Consider the following 15485-nt stretch of genomic DNA (forward strand, 5'->3'; position numbering starts at 1 on the left):
TCCCGGCCTTTGCGATCAGGAGCTTGGTCCCTACCAGCTCGAGTGCGCTGAGCTGCGGAGGCTAGTTCCCGCACCAACTGCTCGCGCCTCGTTTCCGGGTCCGGCATTTTTGCCACGAATTCCCGCACCATCGCCTCCAGAGCCCGATCACTGCCCTTCCCGGTCCGCTCGAGTTCCTTGTAGTGAGCGAGGTACTGAGCCTGGATCTTGGCCTGGCGTTCGCGAGCTTTCGCCTCCCAGGGGCGTGAGCCGGCGACGCCGGACTTCGCCGCCCGAACGACGTCGTCCCGCGCGCCCTTGTCGGTATCAGGAACGACGCCGCGCCGTCGCAGCGCTACCACCGTCCCCTTATCGTGCTTGCGTATCTTCCCCCTTGTCCGCCGCGGCGTCGCCTCGGCCGCGACGCCGCGTACCCGAAGCTCGCCTGCGAACCGCTCGCGCCAATTCGCCAGGTCGGCCTTTCGCGGATTCAGGCGCTTCCCGTTGTAGCCCTGCGAACGAACCGTTAGATGGACATGCGGGTGCTTGTCATCGAGATGCTGGACGAAGACATAGTCGTGGTTCGGTCCAAAGGTCTCGATCGCGAACGCGCGCACGGCATCCTTCACCGCGATCGGATCGGTGCCAGGCGGCATCGACAGGATGATGTTGACCGACACGCTGCCGTCGCGCCGGCGCTTGTCGTCGAGCACGGCATCCTCGGTCCAGCGCGACTGCAGATCCTTGAGACCCTCCCTGCCGTGCATGAGCGAGCCCTGCTCGGTCTCCGCCGTCAGCTCGCCATTGCGCATGATGTATTCGAGATGGGATTTGAGATGCCCGGCGTCTTTCGTACGCCCGGTAATCTTCACCATCACCTCCGGCGCACGGCCAACGATCCGTTCGAGCCGGGCCCGCATCGCCGGCGTAACGCGCTGCGGAGCGACCGGATCGGGAATGTCGGCCTCGGACACACGAGGCCGTCGCACCGGCGTCCGCCAGACATACGAGATTGGCGGCAGGTCATCGAGTAGCTCTTGAGCGCCCTTTCCGCTCATCAACGGCCCTCCCAATAGGTGCTGGTCCGTTGCAGGACGTCCTTCAATTCGCCCTGCAAGGCCTCTAGTGCAGTGCGCGCATCATCCAGTCCGGACTTGGAGCCTCCTCCCGATCCGCCCTCACCTGCATTCGAAGCTCGGGCGATCTGATTGACGTTGCCGCCGATACGGTTGAGCTCGCGTGCGATCGACCGCAGCGCCTCGCGCTCGCCGTCCGACTGCTGCGCTGGAGCGCCCAGCCGCGACCTCACCAAGGACGTGATCCACTGCGTCCGCGTCATCCCGCGCGCCGCAGCCATCTCGCCAAGCTGACGCAGCTCGCTCTCCCTGAAGCGCACCGTCACCTTCTGCGGGGCACCGACCGCGACAGGTGCGCGCTTCGATTCCGGTACGCCGACTGCGCCCTCGAGCAACCGTCGGATCAGCGCCGACTTACCGCCCTCGGTCGCGGCCAGGGCAGCGAACTGTAGCGCCAGATCATCCGAAACCCGCAACGTCAACGTCGGCATCTGGGCGCCCCCTCATCGCGACAAGATCCATCGAAGCGCGGCAGCGCCTCTCACCGCCAAAATGGCGTAATAATTCGCTGGCGGCAAGCCTATCCTGCACTAGAACTTAATCACAAGACTTTCAACAATCCACCTCGGTTAACGTAGGGACGGCGTATGAACGCAGCCGGCAGCCCACAGCAAACCGGCGATGCTGTCGCCGGCTTAGGAAATGACACCGCCCTTGGAACGACGAAGTGTGGTTCAAACCACATGGCGGTCGAGGCGCTGGTCTCGCCGCATCAACCGATGAGAACCGCTTCGATCCGAAGCGCGGTCACGCTGGCATCCTCTTCCGAACCGTCATCGAATGCGACGCGCGCAAAACCTTGGCTGCTCGCCATAGTATCGTCGAGCACCAAAGCACCGTGCCGCTTGCCGACACGGACCCGCACGACAGCCACACCCTTTGCAGCAACACGCGATTGCGGTGCCATCGCTGCTGGAGCGCGAGCACTCCGGTCAGGTCGATGACCGGGCTCGGTGCTCTCTATGGCGCGATCCGGCTCGTCGGAGTTCGCATCGATCGATCCAGCCGGCGTGCCGGATGATCGGACCGTCGCCGCAAACTCTCTCGCCTGGGCATCGGTGAAGGCCGTGCGATCCTCGATCGCACGCTCGACATCTCTCGGCTCCTGCCGCCAGGCCTGATAAAGTTCGTAGACCGCGCGGATCGAACTCGTCGCGAGCATCTCCTGCAAGAAGGGCGGCATCTTTGGCACCGCGCCGTAGCGCGAAACCCAGTCGCGCGGTTTGCCGAGACGCCGGGCGATTTCGGTCTGCTTTTCGCCGGCCTCAAGCCGAGCCGTGATGAACCGGGCGATCTCGCTGGGCTTGAGATCGTCGCGCTGAATGTTTTCGACCATCTGAGCATAAGGGTTAGCCTCAGCGTCGTCCTGGACGAAGACGGGCGCCTCGACCAGCTCGGCGATCTTCGCCGCCCGGTAACGCCGCGCGCCCATCACGATGATGTAGCGCTCGGCCTGATCAGAGCGCTTGACCACGATCGGCTGGAGAATGCCCTCGATCCGGATCGACGCCGCAAGCTGCTGCAGTTCATCCTCCGGAAACTCGCGCCGCGGCTGATCGGGATCCTCGTCGATCAGCTCCAGCGCGATCTTGAGCGGCCGGCCATCCGACGCGTCGCCGGCAGCGACATCCGCAAGGTCCTTGAAGCTCAGATCCAGCGCCATGCCATCAACCCATCTGCTCGACGATGCGCGACAGCACGAGGCGGATTTCGCGGCCGGCCTCCTGCGCCGAGCGCTTCTTCAATGTCCAGACTGGCACGCCCTCGGCGACCGCTTCCGCATAGCCGTCGCGCGCAACAATATGGCCGGGAAAGACATATTTGCCGGCCTCGCGCAGAAGCTGATCGAGATGCGCCCGCTGGCGAGGGGACTTCGTGTTGAAGTTCGATGGCAAGAGCCCGAGGAACTTCATGTCGGAGCGGCCATAGCGCTGCTGCACGCCGATCACGGTCTGGAGCAGCCCCTTCACGCCCTTCACCGAATAGTCCTCGAGATAGATTGGCGACAGAACATGGCTGGCAGCGACCAGCGCGGCTACACTGCGCAGACCGAGCGATGGCGGCGTGTCTATGACGCAGACGTCGAATGCCGCGCTCGCTGAGCGCAGATTGTCGCGAAACTGCTGGATGCCAGCTGCATCGCCGCGATCGACATCGGTCAGAGAGCTGTCGGAAGCCGCCAGCGTGATACCGTCGGCCCCGCCGGAGAGGGTCACCCGACCAAGCCGAAACAGCTCGGCGGCGGTGACGTCGCCGCGATGCCGCTTCATCGTGTCGGTGGCGTTGCCCTGGGCGTCCGCGTCGATCATCAGCACGCGACCGCCGGTCTCGGCGAGGTGCCAGGCGAGATGCACGGCAAGCGTTGTCTTGCCGACGCCGCCTTTCTGGTTGTTGATCACGATGGTCTTCATGGCGAATGCGACATGACGCTGGTCCCGACAACTCCGATGCGGGACGCCTTCTGAAGGCCGATCGCGGCGATGACGTGACGGTGTGGTTCAAACCACACTGCGGTCGAGACGCCATGGACAACTCGCGCCTGCGCGCAGCGAAGCAAGCGCAGGCGCGGGCGACATGCGAAAAGCCGGCCCGACGCGTGTCGCGTCAGACCGGCCAGTTCGATTCGTGATGCTCAGAACGGCAGCGCTGCCAGATCCACAGCGTGGGCCGCAGCCCAGCCTTCGACCTCCGTGAAGTACACCGTCTCCACATCGCTGCGGTCCTCCTCGGTCAGGAATTCCAGTTCGCGCTTGGCATCGCGACGCTCGCGTGGCGTGAGGCAGGAATTGGCCAGCTCGGCCTTGAGTTCGGCAATCTGCTGATCGATCGGCATGGTCATGAGAACCTCCTTCGTCTCGAATGGACGAAGGCGCACCACGCGTCGGCTGAGACCGGGTCAAGGATCGGCGAAGCCGACCGCCGGAGGCGGCGCGTGGGGGAGCCGAAATGCGAAGCATTTTGGGGGTACCGCGCGTCCTTGAGGCGGGCTCCGCCGGCCGTACACTGGGCCGACCAGAGAGCCCCTCCAGTTCGCACGGGAAGCACCAGGGCGGCTGTTACGGCGCAGAGCGCGCGAGGATCGAGATGCGGTTTCAACCACCAACTGTCGAAGTGTGGTTTGAACCAAAATGCGCCCGCCCGACCGCTTCATCGAGTAAGGTGTGGTTCAAACCACATCCGAGCTTGCGCGGTGGGAAATGGCGGGATACGCGCGCCGACGCAGGCGGGTCAAAAAGGATTTGGCCCCGCCTCGCGACGGGGCCATCTTGGACTGGAGGCTCAGTCGCGGGTGGGCCGGGACCAGATGAGCTGGAGGCCGTCGCTGCCCTCGACCTCGATCAGCGTGGCGTAGATGGCCGCAGGAAAACTCGGATCATCGAGCTTGACCGAGAGATAGTCGCGCCCCTCGGTCGAGGTCTTCTGCCAGGCCGCGCCGAACTCGACATTGCCTGCGAGGATGCGGAATGCTGGTCCCTTCTCGGATGGCCGCTCGGGGCGCACCATCTTGGCTTTGACGTTGAGGTTGAGGGTCTTGATCGTGCCGTTGAAGCCGTCGCCGTTCGAGGTGAAGCTACCGATGATCGCCATTGTGGAGTTCCTTCTGCTTGTTCGAGACCTTGCGCCCATCGCGGCCTCGATGGCAGTCGAAAGACCGGAGGCGATCGACCTGCACCCTAGCGGGGCCGAAACGCAGTGAAGGACGGACGGGTGCGGCTTTCTTGTTCCGCGAGGAATGGGACCGCAGGGCCCAGGGGAAGAAAGTCGCGGACGGCCGTTGCAGGTGTGAGAGCGAGACGGCGCGTCAGCGACGACGGCCTTCGGTCAGACATGCCCATCGAGGACGCAGTGGACGCAAGCCCGGGAAAACAGCCGGGGAACGGATGGCGGTAAGCCTTTTCGCTGGTTCCGAATTGGCTCCTGCATCATAGAACTCGACCACTCATGCAGCCTCCGCGATCAAGCCGGTCTGCGGCTGAAGCCCATGGAGATAGGCGGCGGCCCGCTGTGCATGCGCGGCGGCTGCAAAGATGAAGCGCTTGTCGCTGGACAGAACCGCGAGCCAGGAGGCGAGATAGCTGGCGTGATCTGGACGCGGCTCCAGCTCCGGTACGATGCCAAGATCGGCGCAGAGGAAGCAGCTTCCAAGTTCCGCGATCAGCTCCTCGCGCGCCCTTTCACTTCGGTCCTTGCCGTAGCGGCTGAGATCGCGGTTCACGCGATGCGGGGCTGCTGTCCAATGGGTCGCCTCATGGCTGAGCGTCGCGACATAAGACGCTCCATCGCGAAACGTCGCGAAGGGCGGCATCTGGATGTGGTCCGTCGCCGGAGAGTAGTAGGCGCGGTCGCCGCCATGTCGGAGGACGGCGCCGGTCGCGGCGAAGAAGCGATCAGCGTGATCGATCCGCTCGATCGGATCGCAAGCCGGTTCGGAGTTGCGATAGTTGGCGGGCAGGCCGTCGATCTGCTCGGCGTTGAAGACCGTGTATGATTTGAGGAACGGGACCTCGCGATCGATCATGTCGCCGGCGGCATCGGTTTCGGTTTTCTTGAAGCGGCTGGCGAAGACAACCATCGATCCGGTCTCGCCTTTGCGGACCGCGCCGCCGAGTTCGAGCGCCTGCTTGAATGTCATCCAGACCGGGGAGGAAAAGCCCTGCGCCGCAGCCTCAGACCAGAGCAAGAGCACGTTCATCCCGCTATAGGGCAACCCGTTATGCCGCAGCGGCCGTGTCACGCTTCCGTTGCCACTGCCTGAACGCCACGGCTGCATCCAGGGACGCACGCCCTTTTCCAGTTCGGCGACGATCCTGTCGGTGATCCGCGCATAGATGTCCGCGCGCGGTTTCTCTTCTGACTTGCTCATGATCCAGCCTCCTTGTGGAGGTCGCGTCGATCGCGACCCCGTCACGGAGGTCGAAAAGCCGAGAGTCCAGGCGACGACTGCACCCGGAGGGCTGGAACGAAGTGGAAGACGGCAAAGCCGTTGCAGCCGATGCCGTCCCGGCTAAGACCGTGGATCGGGACGGGTCGCGATCGAATGGCCGGCCAACCGCTCGCAATCCAATCTACTTCCAGGGGCTGGCGCTGGAGCCCGACAGCCGCTATCTTCTGACTATCTGACTAGATCTATCTCATGGTGAAAAGAGCTGCGCGAATGGCCAAGGCACTGCCCCAGGGTCGATGGAAGCTCGAAGATGCAAAAGCGCGCTTCAGCGAAGTTGTGCGTCACGCCCGCACTGATGGTCCTCAGCGCGTCAGCGTACGCGGACATGACGCAGTTGTGGTCATGAGCGTCGAGGAGTTCGATCGCCTGGTTCCGCAGATACCGCAGGCGCCCTTCGTCGAATTCATGGAGAGCCTGCATCTGGACGGGCTCGACTTAGCCCGCGAACCGGATTTCGGACGGGACGTCGAACTTTGAAAGGCTGGCTTCTCGACACCAACGTCGTCGCCGCGCTGATCAATCCCAATGGTGCGCCGTCGGTCAAGGAATGGGCGCGCGACCAGCCCGAGAACAGCTTCTACATCAGCATCCTGACGCTGGCCGAATACGACAAGGGGATCCACAATCTGAGCGCCGATCATCCCGACCGGCCTAGATACAAGGCCGCCCGCGACGCCCTGGCGCAACGATTCCAGGATCGGATGCTCGGCGTCAGCAACCCGGTCGTGCTGGCATGGGGGCGGATGTCGGGAGAGATCAGGCGGGCAAGCGGACATCCGCCGCCGGTGATCGACACGATGCTGGCGGCGACCGCGATCGAGCACGAGCTCTATCTCGTGACACGCAACACCAAGGATGTCGGCGCGACCGGCGCGGTGGTTTTCGATCCTTGGAACGATGATCCGGAACGGTTTCCGCTTCGGCCTGCCGGAAAAAGAGCGCGATGAGCGATGGCCGGCCGCAATGGCCAATGTGATAGTGAGCGGGACTGGCGCCCCGCTCACGCCGGCTCAGCCGAACGCCGCCATCTGAACTGCGGCCGCCTTGCGGTCGACGGATGGACTTGTGGTCTCGGCGGCTCGCTCGAAAGGCTTCCACCGTTCGCCGATGACCTGCTCGTATGCCGCGACAGCACCCTCGGCCGCCATCAGCAGTGCGTGGGCCTGGACGCCCATGTCGGCCGCGAATTCTCGTTTGCGCTGCGCTGGACCGTCGAAGCCGACCGGGCCATCGACATCCTCGTCGCGAGCATCGCAGGCCGATTTGGCCGTGGCGTCGCGCGCCTCGGTGACCGCGCGGGAATAAAACTGCCCGGCGCCATGGGCCGAACCGACATAGGCGCCGACGATGCGCTGCAGGTGGATCTGCATCGCCCGTTCGCCGAGCCCGTCCTGCAGGCTGGCTGCCGTTTCCACGATCAGACGCTCGTGCAGATCGCGAATACCGTCGCCGTCGAGGACCGGGAGCCCGAAACTCTCAGCAATGAGGAGCGCCTGCTGCTGCTCGGGGCAGGCGAGCCGGGTCATTTCGATGGTCGTGCCCTTGCGGAGCGGAATGACGCGGGCGGTCTGTCGGGGCGATTGTGCGGTCTTGGCCATGAGGTGTTCCTTTTTTCGGTTGCGCCCTCGGAGCCGGACCGGCGCTTGGCCGTCGTCCCCTCGGGTGCGGTCGACCCGAACCGTCGAAAGCCCTGGCGCTTCACAGGTCCGGCCTATGCCAGGCGAGCGGACGGCGCTTGCGGCCAAGCAGGGCGTAAGCCCTCGCGAAAGACGCGAGCGCCGTCTGCGAGATCGGCGAAGGCCGGCCGCCACGCGGCGCGGCACGCGGCCTTGAAGCGCCTGGCCGACGGTTTAGACCGCAGCAAACCCGGGAGGACGAGGGCCAGCGCAGCCTCGCCTCAGCGACGCTACCGAACAGACACTCGGGGCCTCGCAGCAGCCATGCGCCGCCGATCGCCTCGGATCTGACGGACCTGCCACGCTTACGACCCGCATCGCCCGGTCATGCCGCGCGCGAAAAGCGCAATCTGCTGACGCTCGTGATGGGCGGCGATGGCCCGGTCCTGCCGCGCGAGTTTGCGCGACATTGCATCGATCTCCGGCTGACGCTCGGCTGTCAGCGCGGCAAGGGTCGAGCGGTAGCGTTCCAGCACCATGCAAACGTCGGGCGATCTTCCTCGCCGATCGACATGGCGCTTGCGCTGCTGTGGGACCAGCGCAGCCGCCCGACGCGCAATCTGCCGGTCAATCAATTCGAGCTGGCGTTGGACCTGCCGGCGCGCTTCCTCCATGCGAGTAAGCTGCGCGAACGTCTCAGGCGCGATCATCACGACGTCCCTCGCTGCCAGCCGATGACGCTGGAAGGCCCGGCATAGACAGCGTGACGGGATGGATCGATGACGAAGCCGAGCCGGCCGACCGTGTACTCGTCGGCCGGAACGAGAAAGCGGCGCTCTTCGGTCCCGGCGCCGCGCCGGCCGCCTGGCGTGGCGACGCATTCAACAAACCCCTTGTGATGTTCGGACGCGACGGCCGAGACCACGATCCAGTCGCCGGCATGCGCTTCGTGGAAAGCCCGCCGGTCCTTCTCATAGGATTCACCCGGTCCCAGCACGACGCCGAAGATCGCCTCCCACGCATCGGGCCAACTATCCTTAACCGACCGCTCGGCGCAGCGCCGCTCGAAGCCTGTGAAGAGGTCGGGGAAGGTGATGGCGACGATCGCCCAGGCGCAGTCCTCCTCGTACCAGCCGACTTCCGCGCGCAACAGCGCATGAACCTTTCGATTGCGCTCGGCCGAGAGCTTGAAGCCGCCATGTCGGGCGGTGGAATGCGATTCGACGCCCTCGGCGTAGACCGTCGCGCCCTGGGAGACGCCCCATGGCGTCCGCGACCTGCTGCGAATCTCCGTTCGACCAAGAGCCCGCTTCTCGCGAAGATGCTCAGCATGCTCCAGAACCTTGGCGCGAAACGCGGCCTCATTCCCCAGGCTGCCGGAATGGCCGAAAAGGTCGGATCGACGCCATTCGGCGAGTGGGCGCGCAATCCGCCAGCCCGTCGCGAGATAATGACCGCCGTCGTGCGCCGGCAGCATGGCGAAGCCGGCGTCGACCACCCGGGCGACCGGAAAGCCTTCTGTCGAATGGCCAAACTCGGTCTCCGGGGTTTCAGGCATTGCAGCGGTAGCGTCGCAAGCGAGGACATCGGTCATGCCGCCCTCCCCTCGACGACCGCGGCGCCAACCTCGTCTGCCGTGACCTCCTGAAGCGCGGCGCGCGGATAGCCATGACGAGAGAGCCATTCCTTCGCCGCCGCGAGGTTTGACGCGAGATGGACAAGCTCGGCATCCTCGCCGGCCCGGTCGAACACGCGCACCGACCCGATCGCCGGGCGCTCGACCACGCTGAAGTGCAGGCTCGAGTCCAGCGAGAAGGTGCGATGGACCCGAATCGCGCCACGCCCCCAGTGCCGATATCGGCCTCATGCAAAGTGAAGCTGGCGGACAGGCTGAGATTGCCCGAGCTTCTGCCGGGCTGCTTCCGGATCAGGCGGCCCTTGCCGTTGCTGGTCAGCCAGGCCGCGAGTTTCCTAGTGAAGCGCTCTGGCGGCCGCGGCGTTCCGTCGGACCATGCAATGGTCGAGCCGATGGGTGCATGATCGTAGATTGCGTGCGCGGACATGTTTGTCCTCCGTGATGGCGTTGCGTGGAAACAAAACCGCCGCCGGCACGAGGCCCGGCGGCGGGATATCGATCGGACATGGGTGAGGAGGTCGGGGTTATTCCGCCGCGACGCGGTAGGCCTCGTCGATCGCCTCGGGGTCGACGTCGTCGAGTGCAGCGGCATCGCAGGACCCGATATTAGCATCGTCCGCCGTGACGTCGGCGTCGTCATCCGCGCCGATCGAGCTCTTGGAGCGCCAGGTCGCGACCTCAGCCGCCGTCGGCGCGAACGCCGCCGACGGATGGACGAACCGCTGCTCCGTCAAATGTTCGACGAGAGCTGCACGCGTATCCTTCACCCGGGCGCGGGGCAGGACGGGCGTATCCTTGCAGGAGCGCTCCAGCGCCTGGCGCGACAGGCAGGACAGGAACTCCTCCGTACCCATGGTCGGCAGGAACCCGTCCGCACCGATCGCGTCGCCGGCAAGGCGCGCGACGATGCCGCTATTGGTCCGGTTCTCTCGGGCCGAGAGGACGTCGATCAGAGCCGAGCGCGCTGCGACCCGCAGCGTGTCCCGGTCGAAGGTGAGCTTGCCGTCGGCATCGACGAGTTGCACGGCATGACGCTCCATCCGGGCAAACCCGTTGAAGCCGTCGGACGCGCCGGACTGGACCGAGATGTTGCGACCGGCGAACGCGAGCACGAGCAGCGCCATCAGCGTGTCGTCCTCGATCGGCGCCCGCGCCAGCGCCTCATGCAGCGCATCGGTTCGCAGGTCGCCGATCATCTCGACGCCCTTGCGCGTCACGTCGGGTCGCGGCCTGGCCATCACGATCGTGTCGTCGCCGCCCTCCGCGTCGTCGGCGCCCTTGACCTTCTTCGGCTCCGGCAGGCGGAAGTGAGCCGTCTGCACCTTGCCCTCGCGGTCGAGATACATAGCCGTCCGATCGCTTTTGCCCGGCTTTCCGTAGACACGTTCGGCCTTGGGCGGCAGCACGACCTGGCCAAAATTGTTGACGTCGGTGATGACGCCGCGCTTGGGCAGGTGGTCGGTCATCCATTCCTGCTGCGCGCCGAGAAACCCCTCGACATTGGTGGTGTAGCGGCTGTCCTCGTCGGCCGGCGCAAACAGATCCTCGACCCAGGAAATGCCATAGGCTTGGGCCAGATCGTCGCCAAAACTCGCGTCGCGCGCGTACATGCGCTTCTTCGAGAGAGCGTTGGCCACGCTCCACCATGATACCTGCGGGTCGCCCTTCTTCGGCTTCTGCGCCTTCCAGACCTCGCGCTGCTCGTCCAGGTTCGCCGCCGCGATCGCGCGAAGCTGCTGCTCATTGGGCATGTCGCCCTTGGCCATGTGATCGAGCATCGCAGGCAGCACATTCGCCAGCAGCCTGAGTTTCTTGATCTGGCGCACCGGCAGTGCGAGCGCGATGCCGATCGCCTCTTCCGTCCAGCCGAGCGCGACGAGCCGCTCGATCGCCCGCCACTGATCGACCGGGTTCAACGGCTCGCGGGCGATGTTCTCGACCATGCTGCGCATCGCGCCATTGTCGTTGGCGGCATCGACGACCATGACGTCGATTTCGTCGAGCCCAGCCGCGATCGCCTGCTTCACGCGGCGATGCCCGGAATCGATGATGTAGCCATTGCCGCCATCGGTCTCCGGCGCGATCATCGGCGGTTGGACGAGGCCGACCGTTTTGATCGTCGCCAGCAGCAATGCGTCGGCCTGCGGGGTGGATTTCGTCTGGCGCGCGCGATCGGGGTTCTCCTTCAGCGCGCGCGGATCGACTTTCATGAGATGCATGGGGAAAGCTCCTTCAGAGGGTGCGGGACACGGCCTCGACCTGTCCGGTTCAGTCTTCTTCCCGAAGACCCCTCCCAGGCCGCGGAGCGGACAGGTCGGTGCAACTGCGGCCAAGCATCTCGGTCCGGATGGCCAAGCAGGGCAAAGCCCTGCGCGGGACAACGGACCGGGATCGCGACGGCGGCGGTTGAGCGTCAGTGTCACCGGAATGGCCGGTCGGCGAGCAAGGTTCATTTTTCTCTCGCCCCGCTTTCCGCCATTCTGCTCAGATCAAGCTGCGACCGCCGGCATCGCATCAGGTCCGTCCGTATCGCTCGCCAGCGCTGTCTCGATCTCGACCAACTGTCGGCGTTTCTCCGCCAGCTCCTCGCCGAAGGCGCACGTGCCATCCTCGCGCGACCGATACGACGCGAGCCGGCGCTGGGCCTCAGCGAGACGCTGACGATACCGCTCCCGCTCGCCCTCAAGATCCCCGAGTGCGTGTTCGAGCCGCGACACCGCGCCAAGCGGCGTCACGGTGACCGGCAGATCGATCTCGTGCTCAGCGCCGGTACGAAGCAACATCGTCTCATAGCGATAGCCATCGCGGCCCCCGCGCTCACCGCTGAACTCCAGGTCAAACCCGCCGATCATGGCGATCACCACCTCCCCCTCATGCCGCATCTGCACGAGGGTCAGGATTTCCTTGAGCAAGGCGCGGCCGGCCTCCTTGCGCTCCACATAAGCCTTCCCCGTCACGGTCATCACAAAGGCGTCGCCGGCGGTCGGGACGCGGCGCTCGATGTCGCTTCCGATCTCGTCGATTCGACGGGTCGAGACTGCGATATCCCGTTCGGCATCGCGGCGCTGGCGGCGCACGGCGAACTGATCGTCCTGATGGGCGGCGCGCAGGCGCTCGAGCCGGGCGATCTCGGCCTCCAACCCGGCCTTCTGCATCAACCGCTGATCGCCCGACGCGATCGCCTTTGCCATGGCGAACTGATTGGCCTGGCCCTCGCCCATATCCTCGAGCCGGCGGATCGAGGTGTCGCCCGAGAGCGCGGCTGCGATGAAGCGGGCCTTTCGCTCGTTGTTCTGCCACATCGTCGCGTCGAGCGAGCCTTGCGTCGCGTAGGCGAAGATGTCGATCTCGTCGTGCTGGTTGCCCTGCCGCACGATCCGGCCTTCCCGCTGCTCGATTTGCGAGGGCAGCCAGGGCACGTCGAGATGATGCAGGGCCTTCAACCTGAGCTGCGCGTTGACGCCGGTGCCCATCGTTTCTGACGAACCGATCAGAAAGCGCACCTTGCCGGCACGGACATCGCCGAACAGCCGCTGCTTCGCCTCCGACTTCTTGAAATCCTGCATGAAGGCGATCTCGGAGGCCGGCACGCCGCGCCGGGCCAACTCGTCGCGGATCCAGCGATAGGCCGAGAAGCCCCGGCTCTTTTCGACGCTGATCGTGCCGAGATCGGAGAAGATCATCTGCGCCGCGCCGCACGCCTCATAGGGTTTGCCGTCGGGCCGGACGTAAGCCGCTTCAGTCGTCTCCCGCCAGATGCGCAGGGCGTTCTCGATCAGCAGATTGAGCTTGTTCTCCGGCTCGTTGTCGTTGTCGGGATCGACAAGGCGAAGGTCGATCGCGGCATGGCGCCCGTCGGTGATGACCGATAGCAGGATGTCGTCGCCGGGCTCCGGCGGCCGGTCGCGCACCTCGATCGCCTTGATGCGCTCGTCGAGCAGGCGCTGGTAGGATTTGAAGGCCGATGTCGGTTTGGCGGTCAGAATCTGACGGCGGCCGGTCGAGATCGCCGGCACCTTCACATAGCGCCGCAAATCATCGGGCAGCACGACATCCGCGAAGGAGCGGAACATGGCGATCAGCTCGGGGACGTTGACGAAGCTGGCGAAACGCGAGACCGGCTTGTATTTTCCCGAGGGCTGCAGCTCGAGTTCTGTCGTGGTGTCGCCGAAGGTCGAGGCCCAGGCGTCGAACTCGTGCAGCCCGCGCTGCCGCAGCGCGGCATGGTCCATCAGGCGCTGCACCGAAAACATCTCGCCGAGCGTGTTGGTGATGGGCGTGCCCGACGCCAGCACGAGCGCCCTGCCCGGGTTCTTCGTCTCAACGAAGCGGGACTTCACATAGAGGTCCCAAGCGCGCAGCGAGCCGTTGGGATCGACGCCCTTCAGCGTCGACATGTTGGTGGCGAAGGAGAGCTTTCGGAACTCCTGCGCCTCGTCGACGATGATCTGATCGATACCGAGCTCGGAGATGGTCAGGAGATCGTCCTTGCGGGTCGAGAGCGCCTCCAGCCGCTCCTTCAATCCCTCCTTCAGGCGCTCGAGGCGCTTGCGCGAGACGCGGTCGTCGGTCTCGACCTTGGTCAGCAGGTGTTCATAGAGTTCAAGCTCATCCTGGATCATCTGTTGCTCGAAAGCGGACGGCACGTCGATGAAGCGGAACGCCGAATGGGTGATGATGATCGCGTCCCAGGTCGCGGTCGCAGCACGCGATAGAAAGCGGTGGCGTTTCTCCTTTTTAAAATTGTTCTCGTCGGCGACGAGGATGCGGGCGTTCGGGTAGAGCGCCAAAAACTCCCGCGCGACCTGCGCCAGGCAATGGCCGGGCACAACCAGCATGGCCTTGGCGATCAGCCCAAGCCGACGCTGCTCCATCACGGCGGCAGCAAAGGTCATGGTCTTTCCGGCGCCCACCGCGTGGGCGAGATAGGTCGCGCCAGCGGCGATGATCCGCCAGATGCCGCGCTTCTGATGGGGGTAGAGGGTGAAAGCGCCGCTCGCGCCGGGCAGGTTCAGATGCGAGCCATCGAAGGCGCGCGGCGCGATATTGTTGAAGCGGTCATTGTAGACTCGTGCCAGCCGGTCGGTGCGGTCCGGATCGGACCAGACCCAGTTCTGGAACGCGGTCCTGATCTTCTGGAGCTTTTCCTTGGCGGCCTCGGTATCGACGACGTTGAGCACGCGCCGCTCGCTGCGGCCCTCCTTCACCGTGTCGAAGATTTGAGGGATGCGGCTGTTCAGCGCGTCGGTCAGCAGCTCGCCGGCATGGCGACGGCGCGTGCCCCAGTCTGACGTTCCCGCCGCCAGCCAGCCGAGCTGCCGCGCATCCACCGTCCATGACGCCAGCTCCGGCATGTGGCGGATCGTGATCTCCGCGCCCATCGTCTCCTTGATGAAGGCGACGACATCGGACGCTGGGATCCAGGGCGCGCCGAGGCGCGCGGTGATGTCGGACGGCCCGAGATCGGCCGGCTGGACCGCGGCCAGCGCCCGGACATTGCGCTCGAATGCGGGGTCGAGCTCTGCTGCAGTTTCGGCAACCTTCAGCTTGTCGCGCACCGGCCCCGACAGATAGGCGTCGGCCATCTGCCAGGCGCCGTCGGCCGGGTTCTGGAAGATCGCGTCGCCCAGCTCGACGATGACCTCGGCGACATCCCGATGCAGCAGCTCGGCGATGTGCTCCAGATCTACCCGACCGCGCTCGTTCAGGACGACGGCAAGGGCGTCCGTGGCGCAGGTGATGACGGCTGCCGCAGGCGGCGCGATGACGCGCTCGCTGAACAGCGGTCCCGGTTTGGCCGAGTCGGTGTCGAGGTCGTAGTCCTCGATCGAGGCGACCAGCCAGCAATCGGGATCGTCGAGAAAAGGCTGCAAATTCGGCCGACGGTGGGATTCGCGAACCTCGCCGGTCGTCTCGTCCTCCGAGATCGAGACCGTCGTGTGATTGATCGGGCCAAAGTCCCGCAAAAAGCTCGACCAAGCGATGCGCATGCGAACCTGCGCGTCCTTCCAGGGCCGGTCCTGCTCCTGGCAGGTGAGGACCTCGCGCACGGCGTCGCGGATCGGGATCAGCTTCTGGATGATCCGGACGTGCTTTTCCGGGACGCCCTCGGCGCTCCGCCCTTTTCGAACCTTCACTGCGACCGGCTGGCCGTCAACGAGCTGCATCAGCCC

Annotated in this window: 14 protein-coding genes and 1 pseudogene; 2 read left to right on the forward strand and 13 right to left on the reverse strand. The window is 65.2% G+C overall.

Translation table 11 applies throughout. The features are described 5' to 3' along the window. The 7 genes from Q8M82_RS17955 to Q8M82_RS17985 form a co-directional block, all read right to left on the reverse strand. A partial coding sequence (locus Q8M82_RS17955; protein ID WP_305692679.1) for a relaxase/mobilization nuclease domain-containing protein occupies positions 1-1037 on the reverse strand: 1037 nt, incomplete at its 3' end. Continuing rightward, positions 1037-1546, reverse strand: coding sequence for a plasmid mobilization protein (locus Q8M82_RS17960; protein ID WP_305692680.1), 510 nt, complete (start codon positions 1544-1546; stop codon positions 1037-1039). The genes Q8M82_RS17960 and Q8M82_RS17955, both read right to left, overlap by 1 nt. Positions 1547-1827: 281 nt before the next feature. Next, the gene (locus Q8M82_RS17965; RefSeq protein WP_305692681.1) at positions 1828-2778 is read right to left on the reverse strand and encodes a ParB/RepB/Spo0J family partition protein; all 951 of its coding nucleotides are present in this window, start codon (positions 2776-2778) and stop codon (positions 1828-1830) included. Positions 2779-2782: 4 nt separating this feature from the next. Next, the gene (locus Q8M82_RS17970) at positions 2783-3526 is read right to left on the reverse strand and encodes a ParA family protein (RefSeq protein WP_305692682.1); all 744 of its coding nucleotides are present in this window, start codon (positions 3524-3526) and stop codon (positions 2783-2785) included. A gap of 221 nt (positions 3527-3747) precedes the next feature. Further along, the gene (locus Q8M82_RS17975; protein WP_305692683.1) at positions 3748-3954 is read right to left on the reverse strand and encodes a hypothetical protein; all 207 of its coding nucleotides are present in this window, start codon (positions 3952-3954) and stop codon (positions 3748-3750) included. Positions 3955-4394: 440 nt separating this feature from the next. Further along, complete coding sequence (locus Q8M82_RS17980) at positions 4395-4703, reverse strand: DUF736 domain-containing protein (RefSeq protein WP_054207737.1); 309 nt, start codon at positions 4701-4703, stop codon at positions 4395-4397. 352 nt (positions 4704-5055) lie between these two features. Continuing rightward, entirely contained in the window at positions 5056-5979 is a 924-nt protein-coding gene (locus tag Q8M82_RS17985) for an ArdC family protein (RefSeq protein ID WP_305692684.1), read from the reverse strand. Positions 5980-6270: 291 nt separating this feature from the next. Between Q8M82_RS17985 and Q8M82_RS17990 the strand changes: the two genes are divergently transcribed. Then, positions 6271-6537: a type II toxin-antitoxin system Phd/YefM family antitoxin gene (locus Q8M82_RS17990; RefSeq protein ID WP_371126401.1), complete on the forward strand. Its 267-nt coding sequence runs from the start codon at positions 6271-6273 to the stop codon at positions 6535-6537. After that, complete coding sequence (locus Q8M82_RS17995) at positions 6534-7007, forward strand: type II toxin-antitoxin system VapC family toxin (protein ID WP_305692686.1); 474 nt, start codon at positions 6534-6536, stop codon at positions 7005-7007. Before Q8M82_RS17990 ends, Q8M82_RS17995 begins: the two co-directional genes overlap by 4 nt. 63 nt (positions 7008-7070) lie before the next feature. On the opposite strand, the gene Q8M82_RS18000 is transcribed toward Q8M82_RS17995, so the two are convergent. The 6 genes and pseudogenes from Q8M82_RS18000 to Q8M82_RS18025 form a co-directional block, all read right to left on the reverse strand. After that, positions 7071-7658, reverse strand: coding sequence for a hypothetical protein (locus Q8M82_RS18000; protein WP_305692691.1), 588 nt, complete (start codon positions 7656-7658; stop codon positions 7071-7073). 383 nt (positions 7659-8041) lie between these two features. Next, a complete protein-coding gene (locus tag Q8M82_RS18005; protein WP_305692687.1) occupies positions 8042-8386 on the reverse strand; it encodes a hypothetical protein in 345 nt (114 codons plus the stop codon). Next, positions 8386-9270 carry a DUF7007 domain-containing protein gene (locus tag Q8M82_RS18010; RefSeq protein ID WP_305692688.1) on the reverse strand — a complete coding sequence of 295 codons (885 nt, stop codon included), beginning with the start codon at positions 9268-9270 and terminating at the stop codon, positions 8386-8388. The genes Q8M82_RS18005 and Q8M82_RS18010 overlap by 1 nt, the downstream gene beginning before the upstream one ends. Further along, a pseudogene (locus Q8M82_RS18015) lies at positions 9267-9739 on the reverse strand (hypothetical protein). Before Q8M82_RS18015 ends, Q8M82_RS18010 begins: the two are co-directional and overlap by 4 nt. A 97-nt stretch (positions 9740-9836) precedes the next feature. Next, complete coding sequence (locus Q8M82_RS18020) at positions 9837-11531, reverse strand: ParB N-terminal domain-containing protein (protein ID WP_305692689.1); 1695 nt, start codon at positions 11529-11531, stop codon at positions 9837-9839. A gap of 270 nt (positions 11532-11801) precedes the next feature. Beyond that, positions 11802-15485: DEAD/DEAH box helicase family protein (locus Q8M82_RS18025; RefSeq protein WP_305692690.1), on the reverse strand; the 3684-nt coding region annotated here is incomplete at its 5' end.

This window comes from Allobosea sp. (assembly GCF_030694325.1).
GTDB lineage: Bacteria > Pseudomonadota > Alphaproteobacteria > Rhizobiales > Beijerinckiaceae > Allobosea.

Coding starts and splice junctions, on each gene's coding strand:
- Q8M82_RS17960 (WP_305692680.1), bottom strand. CDS start 1,546: ATGCCGACGTTGACGTTGCGGGTTTCGGATGATCTGGCGCTACAGTTC.
- Q8M82_RS17965 (WP_305692681.1), bottom strand. CDS start 2,778: ATGGCGCTGGATCTGAGCTTCAAGGACCTTGCGGATGTCGCTGCCGGC.
- Q8M82_RS17970 (WP_305692682.1), bottom strand. CDS start 3,526: ATGAAGACCATCGTGATCAACAACCAGAAAGGCGGCGTCGGCAAGACA.
- Q8M82_RS17975 (WP_305692683.1), bottom strand. CDS start 3,954: ATGACCATGCCGATCGATCAGCAGATTGCCGAACTCAAGGCCGAGCTG.
- Q8M82_RS17980 (WP_054207737.1), bottom strand. CDS start 4,703: ATGGCGATCATCGGTAGCTTCACCTCGAACGGCGACGGCTTCAACGGC.
- Q8M82_RS17985 (WP_305692684.1), bottom strand. CDS start 5,979: ATGAGCAAGTCAGAAGAGAAACCGCGCGCGGACATCTATGCGCGGATC.
- Q8M82_RS17990 (WP_371126401.1), top strand. CDS start 6,271: ATGGCCAAGGCACTGCCCCAGGGTCGATGGAAGCTCGAAGATGCAAAA.
- Q8M82_RS18000 (WP_305692691.1), bottom strand. CDS start 7,658: ATGGCCAAGACCGCACAATCGCCCCGACAGACCGCCCGCGTCATTCCG.
- Q8M82_RS18005 (WP_305692687.1), bottom strand. CDS start 8,386: ATGATCGCGCCTGAGACGTTCGCGCAGCTTACTCGCATGGAGGAAGCG.
- Q8M82_RS18010 (WP_305692688.1), bottom strand. CDS start 9,270: ATGACCGATGTCCTCGCTTGCGACGCTACCGCTGCAATGCCTGAAACC.
- Q8M82_RS18020 (WP_305692689.1), bottom strand. CDS start 11,531: ATGCATCTCATGAAAGTCGATCCGCGCGCGCTGAAGGAGAACCCCGAT.